This is a genomic window from Nocardia sp. NPDC056064, assembly GCF_042266925.1.
Lineage (GTDB): Bacteria > Actinomycetota > Actinomycetes > Mycobacteriales > Mycobacteriaceae > Nocardia.
Genome location: NZ_JBHJWO010000001.1, coordinates 3,053,374 through 3,068,318, shown reverse-complemented (window position 1 = coordinate 3,068,318; position 14,945 = coordinate 3,053,374). Strand labels below are relative to the sequence as shown.

The window sequence follows — 14,945 nt, the reverse complement described above, 5'->3', positions numbered from 1 at the left end:
TCGACCCGTGCGCCGGGTGCTGGTCAGCCGGGCAGTTCGGCCCGGCGCACGATCCGCTCCGCGTGCCGCAGCACCGGCGCGTCGACCATGCGTCCCTCGAACGCGAACACGCCCCGATGGTTGGGCACCTCGGCCAGCACCCGCCGCGCCCACCCGAGCTCGTCGGGGTCGGGCGCGTACCCCTCGCGGATCACCGCGACCTGGCTGGGATGGATGGCGACTTTGGCGTCGAAGCCGACGGCTACCGCGTCGAGCGTCTCCACCGCCAGCCCCTCGAGATCCTTGATGTCGAGGAAGACCGAGTCCAGGGCGAACTTGCCGAAGGCCTTGGCCGCCAGCAGGCTCGTCGACCGCACGTGCCGGGCGATATCGCGGTAGCTGCCGTCGGCGTGCCTGCTGGCATTGCCGCCGAGCCCGGCGACCAGGTCCTCGGCACCCCACATCACGCCGATCGCGTTCTCGACCGCCGCCGACTCGGCCACCCGGACCGCGCCCAGCGGCGACTCGATCAGCACGATCACCTCGTAGCCCGCCAGGTTCCTGACCTGTTCGGCCGATTCGCATTTGGGCAGCATGACGCGGCGGTAGCCGGTGTGGGCGAGGGTGGCCAGGTCGGCCGCGTGCTCCTCGGTGCCTGCCGCGTTGACCCGGATCACGGTGTGTCGCGGGTCGAGCGGGGTCTCCATCAGCGCGTTGCGCGCGGCGGTCTTGTCGCCCGCGGCCACGCCGTCCTCGAGATCGAGGATCACCACATCGGCCACCGCGGCGGCCTTGGCGAAGCGTTCGGGGCGGTCGGCGGGGCAGAACAGCCAGGCCGGTCCGCTCGGTTGCCAGGTGCTCATGCTGTCGGCGCCTTTCTGACCAGGGTCTGCCGGACCGCCACGGCCACGACCACGCCGTGCTGGTTGCGCGCGGTGTGGGTGAGACTGACGATGCCCTCGCCCGGCCGGCTCTTGGACTCGCGCTTGTCGGTGACCAGCGTTTCGGCGTACATGGTGTCGCCGTGGAACAGCGGCGCGGGCAGCGACATCTCCGAGAATCCGAGATTGGCCACCAGCGTGCCCTGGGTGAGCTGGGCGACCGAGAGCCCGACCAGCGTGGACAGCGTGAACATCGAGTTCACCAGGCGCTGGTTGAACGGCGGCTGCGCGTCGGCGAAGGCCGCGTCCAGGTGCAGCGCCTGGGTGTTCATGGTCAGCGTGGTGAACAGGACATTGTCGGCCTCGGTGATGGTGCGCCCCGGCCGGTGCTCGTAGATCGTGCCGATCTCGAACTCCTCGAACCACAGCCCCCGCTGCACGACCCGCCGGTGTTCACTCACAGACCCAGCTCCCTTGCGATCAGCATCAGCTGCACCTCCGTAGTGCCCTCACCGATTTCCAGGATCTTGCTGTCACGGTAGTGCCTGGAGACCGGGTATTCGTTCATGAAGCCGTTGCCGCCGAAGATCTGGGTGGCGTCGCGCGCGTTGTCCATGGCGGCCTCGCTGGCGACCATCTTCGCGATCGAGGCGGCCTTCTTGAACGGCTTACCGGCCAGCATCAGCGCGGCCGCGTCGTAGTAGGCGGTGCGGGCCACGTGGGCGCGCGCCTCCATCCGGGCGATCTTGAAGGCGATGGCCTGATTGCGGCCGATGGCCTGCCCGAAGGCCAGACGCTCGTTGGCGTAGCGCACGCTCTCGTCGACACAGCCCTGCGCGGCACCGACCGCCAGCGCGGCGATGGCGATGCGGCCCTCGTCGAGGATGCGCAGGAAATTCGCGTAGCCGCGGCCGCGCTCGCCGAGCAGGTTCTCCCTGGGCACGCGCACGTCGGTGAAGCTGAGCGGATGGGTGTCCGAGGCGTTCCAGCCGACTTTGTTGTAGGCCGGTTCGGCGACGAAACCCGGGGTGGAGGTCGGCACCAGGATGGTGGAGATCTCCTTCTTGCCGCCGGTCTGCCCGGTGACCGCGGTGACGGTGACCAGCCGGGTGATGTCGGTACCGGAGTTGGTGATGAACTGCTTGGCGCCGTTGATCACCCAGCTCTCGCCGTCCTCGACGGCGGTGGTGCGGGTGCCGCCCGCGTCACTGCCCGCATCGGGTTCGGTGAGGCCGAAACCGGCCAGCGCCTGCCCGCTGGTGAGCTGGGGCAGCCATTCGGTCTTCTGCTTGTCGTCACCGAAGCGGTAGATCGGCATGGCGCCCAGCGACACGCCCGCCTCCAGCGTGATCGCCACGCTCTGGTCGACCTTGCCGAGTTCCTCGAGCGCCAGGCACAGGGCGAAGTAGTCGCCACCCATGCCGCCGAACTCCTCGGGGAAGGGCAGGCCGAACAGGCCCATCTCGGCCATGCCCGCGACGACCTCGTACGGGAAGCTGTGCTCGGCATCGTGTTTCGCCGACACCGGGGCGACCACCTGCTGGGCGAAGTCGCGCACGGTCAGGGCGAGCTGACGGTATTCCTCCGGCAGCGAGCCGGTGGACAGGTAGTCGGTCATGCGGGAGTTCCTTCGCTAACGGTCTCGGCGACAACGGTTTCGGTGGACTGGGCGAGCACCCGGACCAGCACCTGGTCGAGTTTCACCTGGGCGCCGGGCGCCACCAGCACCTCGACGGTGCCCGCGACGGGGGCGGTGAGCGCGTGCTCCATCTTCATGGCCTCGATGACGATCACCGGGTCGCCCACCGCGACGGTCGCGCCGTCGGCGACCGGGGCCGCGATCACCGAACCCGGCATGGGACTGCGGATTTCGGCGTCACCGATGTGCGCGGCATCGCTGCGCACGCTCGCCTCGGCCACCTCGCGCAGCACCGCGACGCTCCCGCCGGTGCTCACCCACACCTGGCCGTCGGCCTCGGCGACGCGATGCACGCGCCGGAGTCCGTCCACGGTGAGGGTGAGGCGGTCACCGTGCAGGGCGGCGGTGAGCGAGGCGTGTCGCGCCTGCTCGTCCGCGTCATCGGACTCGAGTCGCACCGTCGCGGATTCCGGTGTGCCCGTGAGGTAGACGTGGCGCACCTGGTCGCCCGCCGCCAGCCGCAGCACGGTCGGTGCTGGTGCGCCGAGCCGCCAGCCGGTGGGCACCGACCAGGGGTCGCCACCTGGAGCGGGCCAGCGGCGCAGCCAGTGATACGCCGCGGCGGCGATGAATTCGTCCGCGGTGACGGTGGCGGGCCGGAAATCGGCGACCCGGCGATCGAGCAGCGCGGTGTCCAGGCGCCCGGCCCGCACCTCGTCGTCGGCGAGCAGGAAGCGCAGGAACTCGACATTGCTGGTCACCCCGAGCAGCACGGTCTGCTCCAGGGCGCGGTCGAGCCGGGCCAGGGCGTCGGCACGGGTGTCGCCGCGAGCGATCACCTTCGACAGCATGGGGTCGTAGTCGCTACCGACCACGGTGCCCTCGAGCAGACCCGAATCCACCCGCACACCAGGACCTTCCGGCTCCGACAGGGCGAGCACCGTGCCGCCGGTCGGCAGGAAGCCGCGGCCCGGGTCCTCGGCGTAGACGCGCGCCTCGATCGCGTGACCGACCAGGTGGATCTCGTCCTGCGTGCGCGCGAGCCGCTGACCAGCCGCCACCCGCACCTGGCATTCCACCAGGTCGACACCGGTGACCAGCTCGGTCACCGGGTGCTCGACCTGGAGACGGGTGTTCATCTCCATGAAGAAGAACTCGTCGGGCCGGTCGGCCGAGACGATGAACTCCACGGTGCCCGCGCCGACATAGTCCACGCTGCGCGCGGTATCGCAGGCCGCGGCGCCGATACGCGCCCTGGTCTCGGGGTCCAGCAGCGGCGAGGGCGCCTCCTCGATGACCTTCTGGTGCCTGCGCTGCAGACTGCATTCGCGTTCGCCCAGATGCACCACATTGCCGAACTTGTCGGCCAGGATCTGCACCTCGATGTGGCGCGGCCGCAGGACGAAACGCTCCAGGAACAGCGTGTCGTCACCGAAGGCGGCACTCGCCTCGCGCCGGGCGCCGACCAGGGCGGCGGGCAGGTCCTCGGGCCGGTCGACCCGGCGCATGCCCTTGCCGCCACCACCGGCCGAGGGCTTCACCAGCACCGGGTAGCCGATCTCGGTGGCGGCGGTGATCAGCTGCTCGTCGTCGAGACCGGGCTCGGCGAGACCGGGCACCACCGGCACCCCGAAGGCGGTGACGGTGTGCTTGGCGGTGATCTTGTCGCCCATCACCTCGATCGCCTTGGCCGGCGGGCCGAGGAACACGATGCCCGCGTCGGCCAGCGCCGCCGCGAACGCCGAATTCTCCGACAGGAAGCCATAACCCGGATGCACCGCCTGCGCGCCGGACTGGATCGCGGCATCGACGACCTTCTCGATCGACAGGTAGCTCTCGCGCGCGGGCGCCGGACCCAGCCGCACCGCGACATCGGCCTCGCGCACGTGCCGGGCGCCCGCGTCGGCATCGCTGTACACCGCGACCGAGCGAATACCCATGGCGCGCAAGGTCTTGATCACGCGTACGGCGATCTCACCGCGATTGGCGACCAGCACGGTGTCGAACTCGACGGGAGTGGAATTGTTCAGCATGTCGCTCACATCCGGAAGACGCCGTAGGAAACGGGTTCGAGCGGCGCCTGTGCGCACACCGAAAGGGCAAGGCCGAGCACGGTTCTGGTGTCGGTGGGCGCGATCACGCCGTCGTCCCAGAGGCGCGCGGTGGCGTAGTACGGGTTGCCCTGGGTCTCGTACTGCTCGCGGATCGGGGCCTTGAAAGCCTCCTGGTCCTCGTCCGACCACGGCTTGCCCGCGCTGTCGAGCTGATCGCCGCGCACGGTCGACAGCACCGAGGCCGCCTGCTCGCCACCCATCACCGAGATGCGCGCGTTGGGCCACATCCACAGGAAGCGCGGCGAATACGCGCGCCCGCACATGGAGTAGTTGCCCGCGCCGTAGGAGCCGCCGATCACCACGGTCAGCTTCGGCACCCGCGCGCAGGCCACCGCGGTGACCATCTTGGCGCCGTGCTTGGCGATGCCGCCCGCCTCGTAGTCGCGCCCGACCATGAACCCGGTGATGTTCTGCAGGAACAGCAGCGGGATCTTGCGCTTGTCGCACAGTTCGATGAAATGCGCGCCCTTCATGGCGGATTCGGCGAACAGCACGCCGTTGTTGGCCACGATGCCCACCGGATGCCCGTGGATACGGGCGAACCCGGTGACCAGGGTCTTGCCGTATTCGGCCTTGAACTCGTGGAATCCGGCCTCGCCGTCGACGATCCGGTCGATCACCTCGCGCACGTCGTAGGGCGTGCGCGGGTCGACGGGAACCACGTCGTAGAGCTCGTCCTCGGCCTTGGCGGGCGCGGTGGTTGGCAGCACCTCCCACGGCGCCTCGGGCTTGGGGCCGAGCGTGCCGACGATCTTGCGCACGATGCGCAGCGCGTCGCGGTCGTCGTCGGCGAGGTGGTCGGTGACGCCGGAGGTGCGCGAATGCAGCAGGCCGCCACCGAGTTCCTCGGCCGTGACCACCTCGCCGGTGGCCGCCTTCACCAGCGGTGGACCGCCGAGGAAGATGGTGCCCTGGTCGCGCACGATGACGGCCTCGTCGGCCATCGCGGGCACATACGCGCCGCCGGCCGTGCACGAGCCGAGCACCGCCGCGATCTGCGCGATGCCCTTGGCACTCATGTTCGCCTGGTTGTAGAAGATGCGGCCGAAGTGCTCGCGGTCGGGGAACACCTCGTCCTGGCGGGGCAGGAAGGCGCCGCCGGAGTCGACCAGGTACACGCACGGCAGATGGTTCTGCGCGGCCACCTCCTGGGCGCGCAGGTGCTTCTTGACGCTGATCGGGTAGTAGGTGCCGCCCTTGACCGTGGCGTCGTTGGCCATGACCAGGCACTCGCGTCCGGCGATACGGCCGATACCGGCGATGATGCCCGCGCCGGGGCAGTCGTCGTCGTACATCCCGTCGGCCGCCAGCGGCGCCAGCTCCAGGAACGGGCTGCCGGGGTCGAGCAGCTGGTCGATCCGTTCGCGGGGCAGCAGCTTGCCCCTGGCCACGTGCCGCTGCCTGGACTTCTCCGGACCGCCGAGCGCGGCGGTCGCCAGCCGCTGCCGCAACTCATCGACCAGGGCGCGATGCGCGTCCCGGTTGCTCGTCGCGGTCGCGGCACCGCTGTCGAGGTCGTGCGTCACCGTCATCACGCCATCCTGCCGTCCGGTTAATCGCCAATAACTGAAATTCAGGTTAATCTTGACTAACCGAGTTGTCCAGAGTCAAGGGGAGCCCCCGGATGTCCAGTACCGAATCCGTCCCGGCGACCCGGCGCGAGCTGCTCAAAGCCCAGCGCCGTGCACAACTGCTCGCCGCCGGGGCCCGGCTCATCGCCGATCGAGGCTTCCTCGGCGTGCGGCTCGACGATCTCGGCGCGGCCGTCGGGATCAGCGGCCCGGCCGTCTACCGGCACTTCGCGAACAAGGAAGCGCTGCTGGTGGAGCTGCTGGTCGGCGTCAGCGAGCGGCTGCTCGACGGCGGCCGCGCGGTCGTCGCCGCCGCGCCGACCCCGGCCGAGGCACTCTCCGGCCTGGTCGACTTCCATCTCGACTTCGCCTTCGACGACCCCGAACTCATCCGCATCCAGGACCGCGACCTCGACAACGTCCCCGCCCCCGAACGCCGCACCCTGCGCCGCCTCCAGCGGCAGTACGTGGAGGTGTGGGTGGGTGTCCTGCGCGAGCTCGACGCCGGCCTGACCGAAGAATCCGCCCGGATCCAAGCCCACGCGGCCTTCGGACTCCTGAACTCCACCCCGCACAGCGCCACCTCCGCGAGTGTGGGCCGGGCCAGGCCGGTGCTTCGTCAGATGGCCCTGGCGGCGTTGACGAACCGGTGATACCGCGCGGTATCATGGATGCATGGCTATGACTCTGCGGTTGTCCGACGAACAGGCTGCGGCCCTGCGGCGCCGCGCGGATGCCGAGCACACCTCGATGCAGCAAGTCGCTCTGGTCGCGATCGACGAATACCTCGCGCAGCCGACCGGACAGGGTCGGCGTCGGTCCGTGCCGGTCGACGAGTTGTTCGAGGCGTTCGGTGATCTGCCGCCGATGGACGCCGACCGCTTCCGGTCCGACCAAGCCGAACACATCGATGGGTCCGTCCACTTCGATGCTTACCTTCGCGCCGTCGAGGGCTCGGAGTGACCGCACGGTACCTGCGTGGTCTGGCGGATACGAACATCCTGATCCATCTGGAACAGTTGTCGCGCGCATCCCTGCCGGGTGAGCTGTTGACCTCTGCCGTCACCTTGGCCGAACTGTCGGCCGGCGTGCATCAGACCGACGACCCGATCGAGCGGGCGAGGCGCATCGCTCGCCTGCAACAGACCGAGGCCATGTTCGATCCACTGCCGTTCGACGCCGATGCCGCACGGCATTACGGGCTCATCGCCGCAGGAGTCATCGCGTTCGGCCGCAAACCACGTCGGCGGGAAGCCGATCTGATGATCGCGGCAGTTGCCGCGGCGCACCGGCTGCCGTTGTTCACCACCAACCCCGACGACTTCAAAGGGATCGACGACATGGTCGCCGTCGTTCCGGTGGCGCGGCCATCGGCGCTCTGACGCGTCCTCAGCTGAGCTGGTTACGGAGCCAGGACGGGCCGACGGTGGTGGCGCCGTGGGTGGTGACGCGGGTGCGGAGTTCGCGGTCGGCGGTGACGACGGTGATCTCGGGGTAGGTGGTCGCGTCGGCGACGGCCGCGACGATCGTGTCGTCGCCGGAGCCCTCGGCGAGCAGGACTCTCAGGCGCGGGGGTGTCGGGGTGTCGGCGGCCGGTTTCGCGGCGCCTTCGAGGACGACGGTGATGTCGGTGGTGTCGGGCAGGCGGGTGATTAAGTCCGTCAGCTCGGTCAGCAGCCTGCGGGCGGCGCCGGCGCGGTCCTTCCACCAGCCGTCGGCGCGCGAGCCGATGACATTGGCGGCGTCGACCACGATCAGCTGTCTCGGCTCGGTCATCGGTTCAGTGTGCCGGGGCGGGGGTGGCGGTGGTGAGGCGGCCGTCGGTCATCCGGTGGACCGCGTCCATGCGGTGCAGGTGGGTGGGGTCGTGGGTGACCAGGACGGTGGCGGCCTGGTGCTGCCGGGCGATGGTGGTGATCAGGTCGAGGACGGCGGCGCCGCGTTCGGAGTCCAGGGCGCTGGTGGGTTCGTCGACCAGGAGCAGGGCCGGGTCGTTCATCAGGGCGCGGGCGATATTGACGCGCTGACGCTGCCCGCCCGAGAGCTGGGCGGGGCGCTTGTCCGCATGGTCGGCCAGGCCCACCGCAGCGAGCAGTTCGGTTGCGCGGGAGCGAGTTTCGCCGCTCGACAGGGAACGGCCACCGAGGTGGGCGGTGACCTCGAGCTGTTCGCGGGCTGTGAGCGCGGGAATGAGATTCGGCTGCTGGAAGACGATTCCCATCGCGGTCCGGCGCATCGTGGACGCCGCGCGCCTGCTCAGCGTCGCGAGATCCGTACTGCCGGAATCGGTGTCGAGGACGACGCGGCCCGAGTCCGGGCGGATGAGCGTGGCCGCGACCGCGAGCAGGCTGGACTTGCCCGAGCCCGACGGACCGGTGATCGCGGCGATGGTGCCGCCGGGGACGTGCAGGTTCACTCGGTCGAGCGCGGTGAGGCGGTCGGCGCCGTCGGGATAGGTGAGGGTCACGTCGGTGAGAGTCAGTGCCATGGGGGAGTCCTCCGGGCGGATGTCAGCGGCTCGCGCCGAGTGCGGTCAGGGGGTCGGTGGTGAACAGGAAACGCAGGGCGACCGCGGCGCCGGCCAGGCCGAGCGTGATCAGCGCCAGCGCGGGAATGAGCGTGGTCGACGGCGAGAGCACGAACGGCATGGCCTCACCCAGGAAGAGCGAGGTCACCGCGGTGATGCCGAGCCCGGCCGCCACCCCGGTGACCAGCACGATCGCGGCCTGCGCCAAGGCGTCGAGGGCCAGCGAACCGGTGGTCGCGCCGAGGGCCTTCAAGGTGGCGATATCGGGCTGACGCTGCACCGTCCACACGGTGAAGAAGGCCCCGATGACCAGCGCGGAGATGGCGAACAGCAGCAGCGTCATCAGGCTGAGCGAGCTGTTCTCGGCCTGGTAGGAACCGATCGCCTCGACGGCGTCGCGGGCGGGCAGGGTGCGGGTGCCCGCTTCGGTGTCGAGGTCGGCGGACGAACCGCTCACCGCGAGCACGGTCGCCGCACCCGAGCGCGGACTGGCGGCCTGCCAGTCCGGCAGGCTCGTCCAGACGACCGGGGTGTGGCTGTACCACTCGTCCCCGGCCACCCCGGCGACGGCGAACTCGTGGCCCGCCAGCAGCACGGTGTCACCCGCGCCCGCCGACAGTTCCCGTGCCGCGGCCGCGCTCAACACCACCGCACCCGGCGCGGTAGCAGGGTGATTGCTGAATGCCGAAGCGTCGCCGCCGAACAGCGCGACCTGCACCGGGCTCACGCCCGCGTGCTCGGCCCGCGCCCGCGAGATCCCGATCGGCTCGACCGTCGCGCCGTCGGCGGCTCTCCACCGCGCGATCTGCTCCTCGGTGAGCACCGAGGAATCGAAGGACGGGTCGGTCCCGGTCTCGGCGAACACCACCCGGTCGGCGGCGAGGCCCTGGACGGCCGAGATGTTCTGGTGCGCCAGCCCGGCGGTCAAACCGCTGAGGAAACTGACCAGCACCGCCACCAGCCCGACGACGGTGGTGATCAACAGGAAGCGGCCGCGGGCGGCCCGCAGATCTCGGAGTGCGACGAACATGCCTCCACTCTCGCCGCGCACACCGCCCCGGCCATCGCACCGGCGCACGAATCCCGATCCAACCGAGGTCGGTCCGCGTTTACACCTTTCGATGGATGCCGGGCCGGTTGCCGCACATAAGCTGGTCGAATGCACTCGTCCCCGCTGACGCCCGTCGTCACCACACTGCGGCTCGGCCTGCACGTGCTGGTCACGGTGCTGGCCGCGGTGGTCGCCGTGCGCGCGGTGCTGCCCGGCGGTGGGGGACACGGGATCGCGGTGGTCACGTTGACGGTCAGCTGGCTGTTGGTCTATTTCGCCGGTGCGGAGTTCCCGTGGCGATCCGCGAATCCCGGGGGCTCCGAACTCCCGACGGCAGTCCGCCCGCCGAGCGGCCACAGCAAGGGGACGGACGCGTGCGGTGCGGTGGTGCCCGCGCGGGACGTGTCGCCGGCGGGTGGTCGCGTGTCCTCGGCGTTCCGGAGCGTGACCGGTCGCGGGGGAGACGTGGCGATGCGGGTGTGGCTGGCGGTGCTCACCGGTCTGTGGTTGATGCTGCTCGGGCTCACGCCGGATGCCGTCTATCTCGCGTTCGGGCTGTTCTTCCTCTATCTGCACCTGCTGCCGCGACGATGGGGGCTGGTCGCGGTGGTGCTGGCGACCGCCGTTGGGGTGGTCGGGTTCGCGGCGCATCGCGGATGGTCGGTGGGTGCGGTGGTCGGGCCGGTGCTCGGGGCGGCGGTGGCCGTCGGGATCGGGCTGGGCTATCAGGCGCTGTACCGGGAGGCGGTCGAACGGGAGCGGCTGATCAGTGAATTGCTCAGCACCAGAGCGACTCTCGCCGAGCGGGAACGCACGGCAGGCAAGATGGCCGAGCGGGAACGGCTGGCCAGGGAGATCCACGACACCGTCGCCCAGGGGCTCAGCAGCATCCAGCTCCTGCTGCACGCCGCCGAACAGGCGGCGCCGGATCATCCCGCGCTGGAGCGTATCCGGCTCGCCCGCGAGACCGCCGCCGAGGACCTGGCCGAAACTCGCAGGCTCATCGACGAATTGGCGCCCGCCGCGCTCGACGGTCAATCACTGGCCGACGCGCTGGCCCGGATCTGCGACCGCGCGCAGTCGCCCACGCTGTCCACCCAGCTGCTGGTCGAGGGCGAACCGGCGCGGCTGCCGATGCCGGTGGAGGCGGCGCTGGTGCGGATCGCGCAGAGCGCGGTCGCCAATGTGGTGCAGCACGCCGGGGCCGCGCGCATGCGGGTCACCCTCACCTACGACGCCACCGACGTGCACCTCGACATCGTCGACGACGGCATCGGCATAGACCCGGCGGTCCTGCGCGGCGCGCGCCCGCCCGATGCCGCGTCGGATCACACTGCCGCCGTGCGTGGTTCGCGGGCGGGCGCGTTCGGGCTGGCCGCCATGCGCGGCCGGGCCGAACAGCAGGGCGGCTCGATGACCGTCGAGTCCGAACCCGGCCACACCGCGGTCAGCGTGACCTTCCCGATGGGAGCGGCCGGATGATCCGCCTGCTGCTCGCCGACGACCACGCCATCGTGCGCGCCGGACTGCGCGCCCTGCTGGAAGCCGCCGAGGACATCACCGTCGTCGCCGATGTGCCCGATGCCGACGCGGCCGTGTCGTTCTGCGCCGCCACCCCGGTCGACCTGGTCCTGATGGACCTGCGCTTCGGTGACGGCCGCTCCGGCGCCTCGGCCACCGCGGGCCTGCGCGCCCTGCCCGACCCGCCGAACGTCCTGGTGGTCACCAACTACGACACCGACGCCGACATCCTCGGCGCCATCGAGGCGGGCGCCGTCGGCTACCTGCTCAAGGACACCCCACCGGCCGAACTGCTGGCCGCCGTGCGCGCGGCCGCCGCGGGGGAGAGCGTGCTCTCGCCGACGGTCGCCTCCCGCCTGATGACCCGCGTCCGCCGCGCCGACACCACCCTGAGCCCCCGCGAAGTGGAGGTGCTGCGCCTGGTGGCCGCGGGCCTGTCCAACCGGGAGATCGCCAAGCAACTGTTCCTCAGCGAGACCACCGTCAAGTCCCATCTCGTGCACATCTACGCCAAACTCGGCGTCCGATCCCGCACCTCCGCCGTGGCCACCGCCCGCGCCCAGGGTGCCATCTGATCGCCGAGCGTCGTGCCCGGACGGCCGGGCCGAGGGGGCTTACCCTGGCCGTATGGCACATCTCGCTGATCCCAAGGTTCGCGAATTTCTGTCTCAGGGCACCCGGACGGGGAAGGTAGCCTTCGCCGCCGCCGACGGCAGGCCGATGGTCACGCCGGTCTGGTTCATCGTCGAGGGCGACGAGCTGGTGTTCAACACCGGCAAGGACACCGCCAAGGGCCGCGCCTTCGCGCGCGATCCGCGCATCGCGGTGTGTGTCGACCTGGAGGAACCGCCCTACGCGCTGGTGACGGTGCAGGGCACGGTCACCCTGTCCGAGGACCCGGACGAACTGGTCCGCACGGCCACCGCCATCGCGGGGCGGTACATGGGCGCGGACAAGGCCGAGGAGTTCGGTAAGCGCAACGGCGTACCGGGGGAGCTGGTGGTGCGCGTGCGGCCTACGAAGGTCGTCGCGCACTTCGACATGACGGGTTAGCCGTCCATGGGCACCGCGTCCGGGCCGGGCGCGCTGGGATCGAACGGCGGCGGGGCGGTGCGGTCGAAGCTCGGGGACGAGCAGGTCGCGCCGACTTCCGGTGTGGTGTAAGGGTTCTCGCGCAGGGCGGTGATGAACTGGTCGATCCGCTCGTCGTCGGCGCTGTCGAGTTTCAGCTGATGGCCCCAGGATTGCAGCGAGATCGGGTCCGCCATGTCCGGAATCGGTGACATCACCGTGTACTGCTTGTCGATCACCTTGGCGCGCAACGTCTCCTGGTCCTGCGCGCTCACCGTCGCCGGGTTGTAGGCGATCCACACCGCGCCGTGCTCGAGCGAGTGCACCAGATTCTCGGTGCGCACGGCCGTGTCGTAGACGACACCATCACAGGCCGCCCACCGCGCGTCGTGCGGTCCGCCCAGCGGCGGGATCTCCGGATAGGCGACGCGCTGCGTGCTCGTCACGTGCAGGCCGGGCGGGAGTTCGGCGGTGACGATGCCGGGGATCGTCAGCGACGGGTCCTGGTTCTCGGCGCTGGGCACGAACTCCGCCAGCGAGGAGGTCGCCTGGCCGGTGATCGGGGCCGGGCCCGCGCACGCGTTCGCGGCGAGCGCGGTCAGCGCGATCGTGGCACCCATGGCTCGTCGCGTCGTCCTCGATCGTGGCACCGCGCCCCCTCGTCCGTGGTCGGCACGCGCCGACGGACTCAGAACATACTTGTTCCCGCGGCTTCCGGTCGGCGCAATGCGCTGACCAGCCGCGCATCCCACGTCGACCAGCGCCGCCCACGGTTGCGCGTACTCCACCGTGCGGACTCGGGTATAGCCGGTCGACCGTAGACTCGCGCCCATGACGGTCCACTTCATCGGGGCGGGCCCCGGCGCGGCCGACCTGCTCACGGTGCGCGCGGTCACGCTGCTGCGGCAGAGCCCGGTCTGCCTCTACGCGGGCACCTACCTCGACCCCGAGGTCCTCGCGCACTGCGCGCCGGGCACCGAGCTGATCGACACCCAGCACCTCGACCTGGACCAGATCACCGAACAGCTCGTGCGCGCCCACGCGGCCGGGCACGACGTGGCCCGGCTCTGCTCGGGCGACCCGTCGATCTACTCGGCCCTCACCGAGCAGACCCGCCGCCTCGACGCCGCGGGCGTCCCCTGGGACGTCACCCCCGGCGTCCCCGCCTACGCCGCGGCAGCCGCCGCCCTCGGCACCGAACTCACCGTGCCCGAAGTCGTCCAGTCGGTCGTGCTCACCCGCACCCAGGCCCGCTCCACCGCCATGCCCGTCGGCGAGGCCCTGGCGAACTTCGCCGCCACCGGCGCCACCCTCGTCCTGCACCTGGCCATCACCCGCATCCGGCCGATCGCGACCGAACTGGTCGCCGAATACGGCCCGGACTGCCCGGTCGCCGTCGTCTACCGCGCCACCCAGCCCGAGCAACTCGTCCTGCGCGGCACCCTCACCGACATCGCCGACCAGGTCGAGTCCGCGGGCCTACGCCAGGCCGCCGTCATCCTCGTCGGCCGAGCCCTGACCCCATCCCTCGACTGCGCCCAGTCCCACCTCTACGACCCGGCGCGAGCGCGCGGGCCGGTCCGGTAGGTCCTCAGCCGGGCAGCGTGCCGTGGGTGACCGCGGTGGACAGTGCCGGGAAAGCGCCGTACGAGGCCAGAGCCATCGAGGCGGGAATGTAGCTCAGGCTCGTCCACTGAGAGCCGGGCTGGACATCCAGGTCGAGCCTGGCCCGATCGGAACGATCGGGTGCCGCGTCGACTCGCACCGACCCGAACCGCATCATCGGGTTCCGTTCATCGTTCCACGTCGCGCCCAAGGTGGCCGAGCACTGTGTGGGTGCCTGCATCCCTGGAATGGTCGACCGAATGCCGAGCGGCTCGACGAAGGCGGACTGCCTGCCGTCTGCCTGGTCCTCGATCGTCAGCCGCACGTCGATGAAGCAGTTGAGCGAGTCACCCATGTAGTAGCTGGTGACAGGCCCTGGGTCCGGAACGATTCCCGGGCCGGCGCCGGCGGGGGTCGCGACGGCTCCGAAGGCGGTGAATCCGGCGATGGCTGCCGCCAGGGTCAGCGAACGAGTGGTGAACATGCGAACTTCCTGCTTCCTTCTGAAAACTCCCTGGCGGCGCAGGTTAGTAGCCGTCGAAGAAGGCTGTCGAATCGATGTGATGGACGGATAGGCATCCGATCAGCTATCGATTCGGTGCCGGAAGGGCCGTCTGTGCGGGGCCTGCCGGGCGCGGGCCTTCCGCCTCCGGTGCCCGGTCGGTGTGACCCACGGCTCATTCACGGCGGTGTGTGGACGGCCCCGTGGCGATGTGAGCGCGCAGACAAGCGTCAGCTAACGGGGTGCTCTCGGTTTACCTGGGGCTATGCCATCCAGCTATGGACGTGGTTGGTTGCCGGGCGGGCTCACCGGTAGATTGGTGCGATGGTTTGCGAAGAGCACGCCGGCGCTGCCGGGCCGTCGATCCCGAGCATGGTCTCAGCCATGTAACAAGATCGGCCGGGCCGACAGATAGTGCCAATGGACATTTTTTGCCTGATTGATTTCGAGAATTGAACCCGAGACGCAGGCGCCACGCTGTTGC

At 70.3% G+C, this 14,945-nt stretch carries 17 protein-coding genes; 7 read left to right on the top strand and 10 right to left on the bottom strand.

Annotated elements, in window-relative coordinates:
• Window positions 1-23: 23 nt before the first annotated feature.
• The 5 genes from ACFC06_RS14025 to ACFC06_RS14005 are packed head-to-tail and all read right to left on the bottom strand — an operon-like array spanning window position 24 to window position 6,145.
• Entirely contained in the window at window positions 24-842 is an 819-nt protein-coding gene (locus ACFC06_RS14025; RefSeq protein WP_375930121.1) for an HpcH/HpaI aldolase/citrate lyase family protein, read from the bottom strand.
• Window positions 839-1,321, bottom strand: coding sequence for a MaoC family dehydratase (locus ACFC06_RS14020; RefSeq protein ID WP_375930120.1), 483 nt, complete (start codon window positions 1,319-1,321; stop codon window positions 839-841). The genes ACFC06_RS14025 and ACFC06_RS14020 overlap by 4 nt, the downstream gene beginning before the upstream one ends.
• Window positions 1,318-2,478, bottom strand: a complete 1,161-nt coding sequence (locus ACFC06_RS14015) for an acyl-CoA dehydrogenase family protein (protein WP_375930119.1) — start codon at window positions 2,476-2,478, stop codon at window positions 1,318-1,320. Before ACFC06_RS14015 ends, ACFC06_RS14020 begins: the two co-directional genes overlap by 4 nt.
• Entirely contained in the window at window positions 2,475-4,532 is a 2,058-nt protein-coding gene (locus ACFC06_RS14010) for a biotin carboxylase N-terminal domain-containing protein (protein ID WP_375930118.1), read from the bottom strand. The genes ACFC06_RS14015 and ACFC06_RS14010 overlap by 4 nt, the downstream gene beginning before the upstream one ends.
• A gap of 5 nt (window positions 4,533-4,537) precedes the next feature.
• Window positions 4,538-6,145, bottom strand: coding sequence for a carboxyl transferase domain-containing protein (locus tag ACFC06_RS14005; protein WP_375930117.1), 1,608 nt, complete (start codon window positions 6,143-6,145; stop codon window positions 4,538-4,540).
• 92 nt (window positions 6,146-6,237) lie between these two features.
• On the opposite strand from ACFC06_RS14005, the gene ACFC06_RS14000 reads away from it, so the two are divergent.
• Genes ACFC06_RS14000 through ACFC06_RS13990 form a run of 3 tightly spaced genes read left to right on the top strand, consistent with a single transcriptional unit; the run spans window position 6,238 to window position 7,566 of the window.
• Window positions 6,238-6,837, top strand: a complete 600-nt coding sequence (locus tag ACFC06_RS14000; protein ID WP_375930116.1) for a TetR/AcrR family transcriptional regulator — start codon at window positions 6,238-6,240, stop codon at window positions 6,835-6,837.
• Window positions 6,838-6,877: 40 nt separating this feature from the next.
• On the top strand, window positions 6,878-7,147 hold the full coding sequence (locus tag ACFC06_RS13995; RefSeq protein WP_375930115.1) for a hypothetical protein: 270 nt from the start codon (window positions 6,878-6,880) through the stop codon (window positions 7,145-7,147).
• Entirely contained in the window at window positions 7,144-7,566 is a 423-nt protein-coding gene (locus tag ACFC06_RS13990) for a type II toxin-antitoxin system VapC family toxin (RefSeq protein ID WP_375930114.1), read from the top strand. Before ACFC06_RS13995 ends, ACFC06_RS13990 begins: the two co-directional genes overlap by 4 nt.
• 7 nt (window positions 7,567-7,573) lie before the next feature.
• On the opposite strand, the gene ACFC06_RS13985 is transcribed toward ACFC06_RS13990, so the two are convergent.
• From ACFC06_RS13985 to ACFC06_RS13975, 3 genes are read right to left on the bottom strand one after another with little or no spacing between them, the layout of a single operon-like run.
• On the bottom strand, window positions 7,574-7,960 hold the full coding sequence (locus tag ACFC06_RS13985; RefSeq protein ID WP_375930113.1) for a hypothetical protein: 387 nt from the start codon (window positions 7,958-7,960) through the stop codon (window positions 7,574-7,576).
• Between the two features lie 4 nt (window positions 7,961-7,964).
• Window positions 7,965-8,672 carry an ABC transporter ATP-binding protein gene (locus ACFC06_RS13980; protein ID WP_375930112.1) on the bottom strand — a complete coding sequence of 236 codons (708 nt, stop codon included), beginning with the start codon at window positions 8,670-8,672 and terminating at the stop codon, window positions 7,965-7,967.
• A 22-nt stretch (window positions 8,673-8,694) separates the two neighbouring features.
• The gene (locus ACFC06_RS13975; protein ID WP_375930111.1) at window positions 8,695-9,741 is read right to left on the bottom strand and encodes an ABC transporter permease; all 1,047 of its coding nucleotides are present in this window, start codon (window positions 9,739-9,741) and stop codon (window positions 8,695-8,697) included.
• A 129-nt stretch (window positions 9,742-9,870) separates the two neighbouring features.
• Between ACFC06_RS13975 and ACFC06_RS13970 the strand changes: the two genes are divergently transcribed.
• From ACFC06_RS13970 to ACFC06_RS13960, 3 genes are read left to right on the top strand one after another with little or no spacing between them, the layout of a single operon-like run.
• Window positions 9,871-11,244, top strand: coding sequence for a sensor histidine kinase (locus ACFC06_RS13970; protein WP_375930110.1), 1,374 nt, complete (start codon window positions 9,871-9,873; stop codon window positions 11,242-11,244).
• Window positions 11,241-11,858, top strand: a complete 618-nt coding sequence (locus ACFC06_RS13965) for a response regulator transcription factor (RefSeq protein ID WP_375930109.1) — start codon at window positions 11,241-11,243, stop codon at window positions 11,856-11,858. Before ACFC06_RS13970 ends, ACFC06_RS13965 begins: the two co-directional genes overlap by 4 nt.
• Before the next feature lie 52 nt (window positions 11,859-11,910).
• A complete protein-coding gene (locus ACFC06_RS13960) occupies window positions 11,911-12,336 on the top strand; it encodes a PPOX class F420-dependent oxidoreductase (RefSeq protein WP_375930108.1) in 426 nt (141 codons plus the stop codon).
• Here the strand turns inward: ACFC06_RS13960 and ACFC06_RS13955 are convergent.
• A complete protein-coding gene (locus ACFC06_RS13955; protein WP_375930107.1) occupies window positions 12,333-12,974 on the bottom strand; it encodes a DUF3105 domain-containing protein in 642 nt (213 codons plus the stop codon). The two genes, ACFC06_RS13960 and ACFC06_RS13955, sit on opposite strands and share 4 nt — an antisense overlap.
• 211 nt (window positions 12,975-13,185) lie before the next feature.
• On the opposite strand from ACFC06_RS13955, the gene cobM reads away from it, so the two are divergent.
• A complete protein-coding gene (cobM, locus tag ACFC06_RS13950; RefSeq protein ID WP_375930106.1) occupies window positions 13,186-13,941 on the top strand; it encodes a precorrin-4 C(11)-methyltransferase in 756 nt (251 codons plus the stop codon).
• Between the two features lie 4 nt (window positions 13,942-13,945).
• Here cobM and ACFC06_RS13945 read toward each other — a convergent pair whose 3' ends face one another.
• A complete protein-coding gene (locus ACFC06_RS13945; RefSeq protein WP_375930105.1) occupies window positions 13,946-14,443 on the bottom strand; it encodes a hypothetical protein in 498 nt (165 codons plus the stop codon).
• Between the last annotated feature and the right edge of the window lie 502 nt (window positions 14,444-14,945).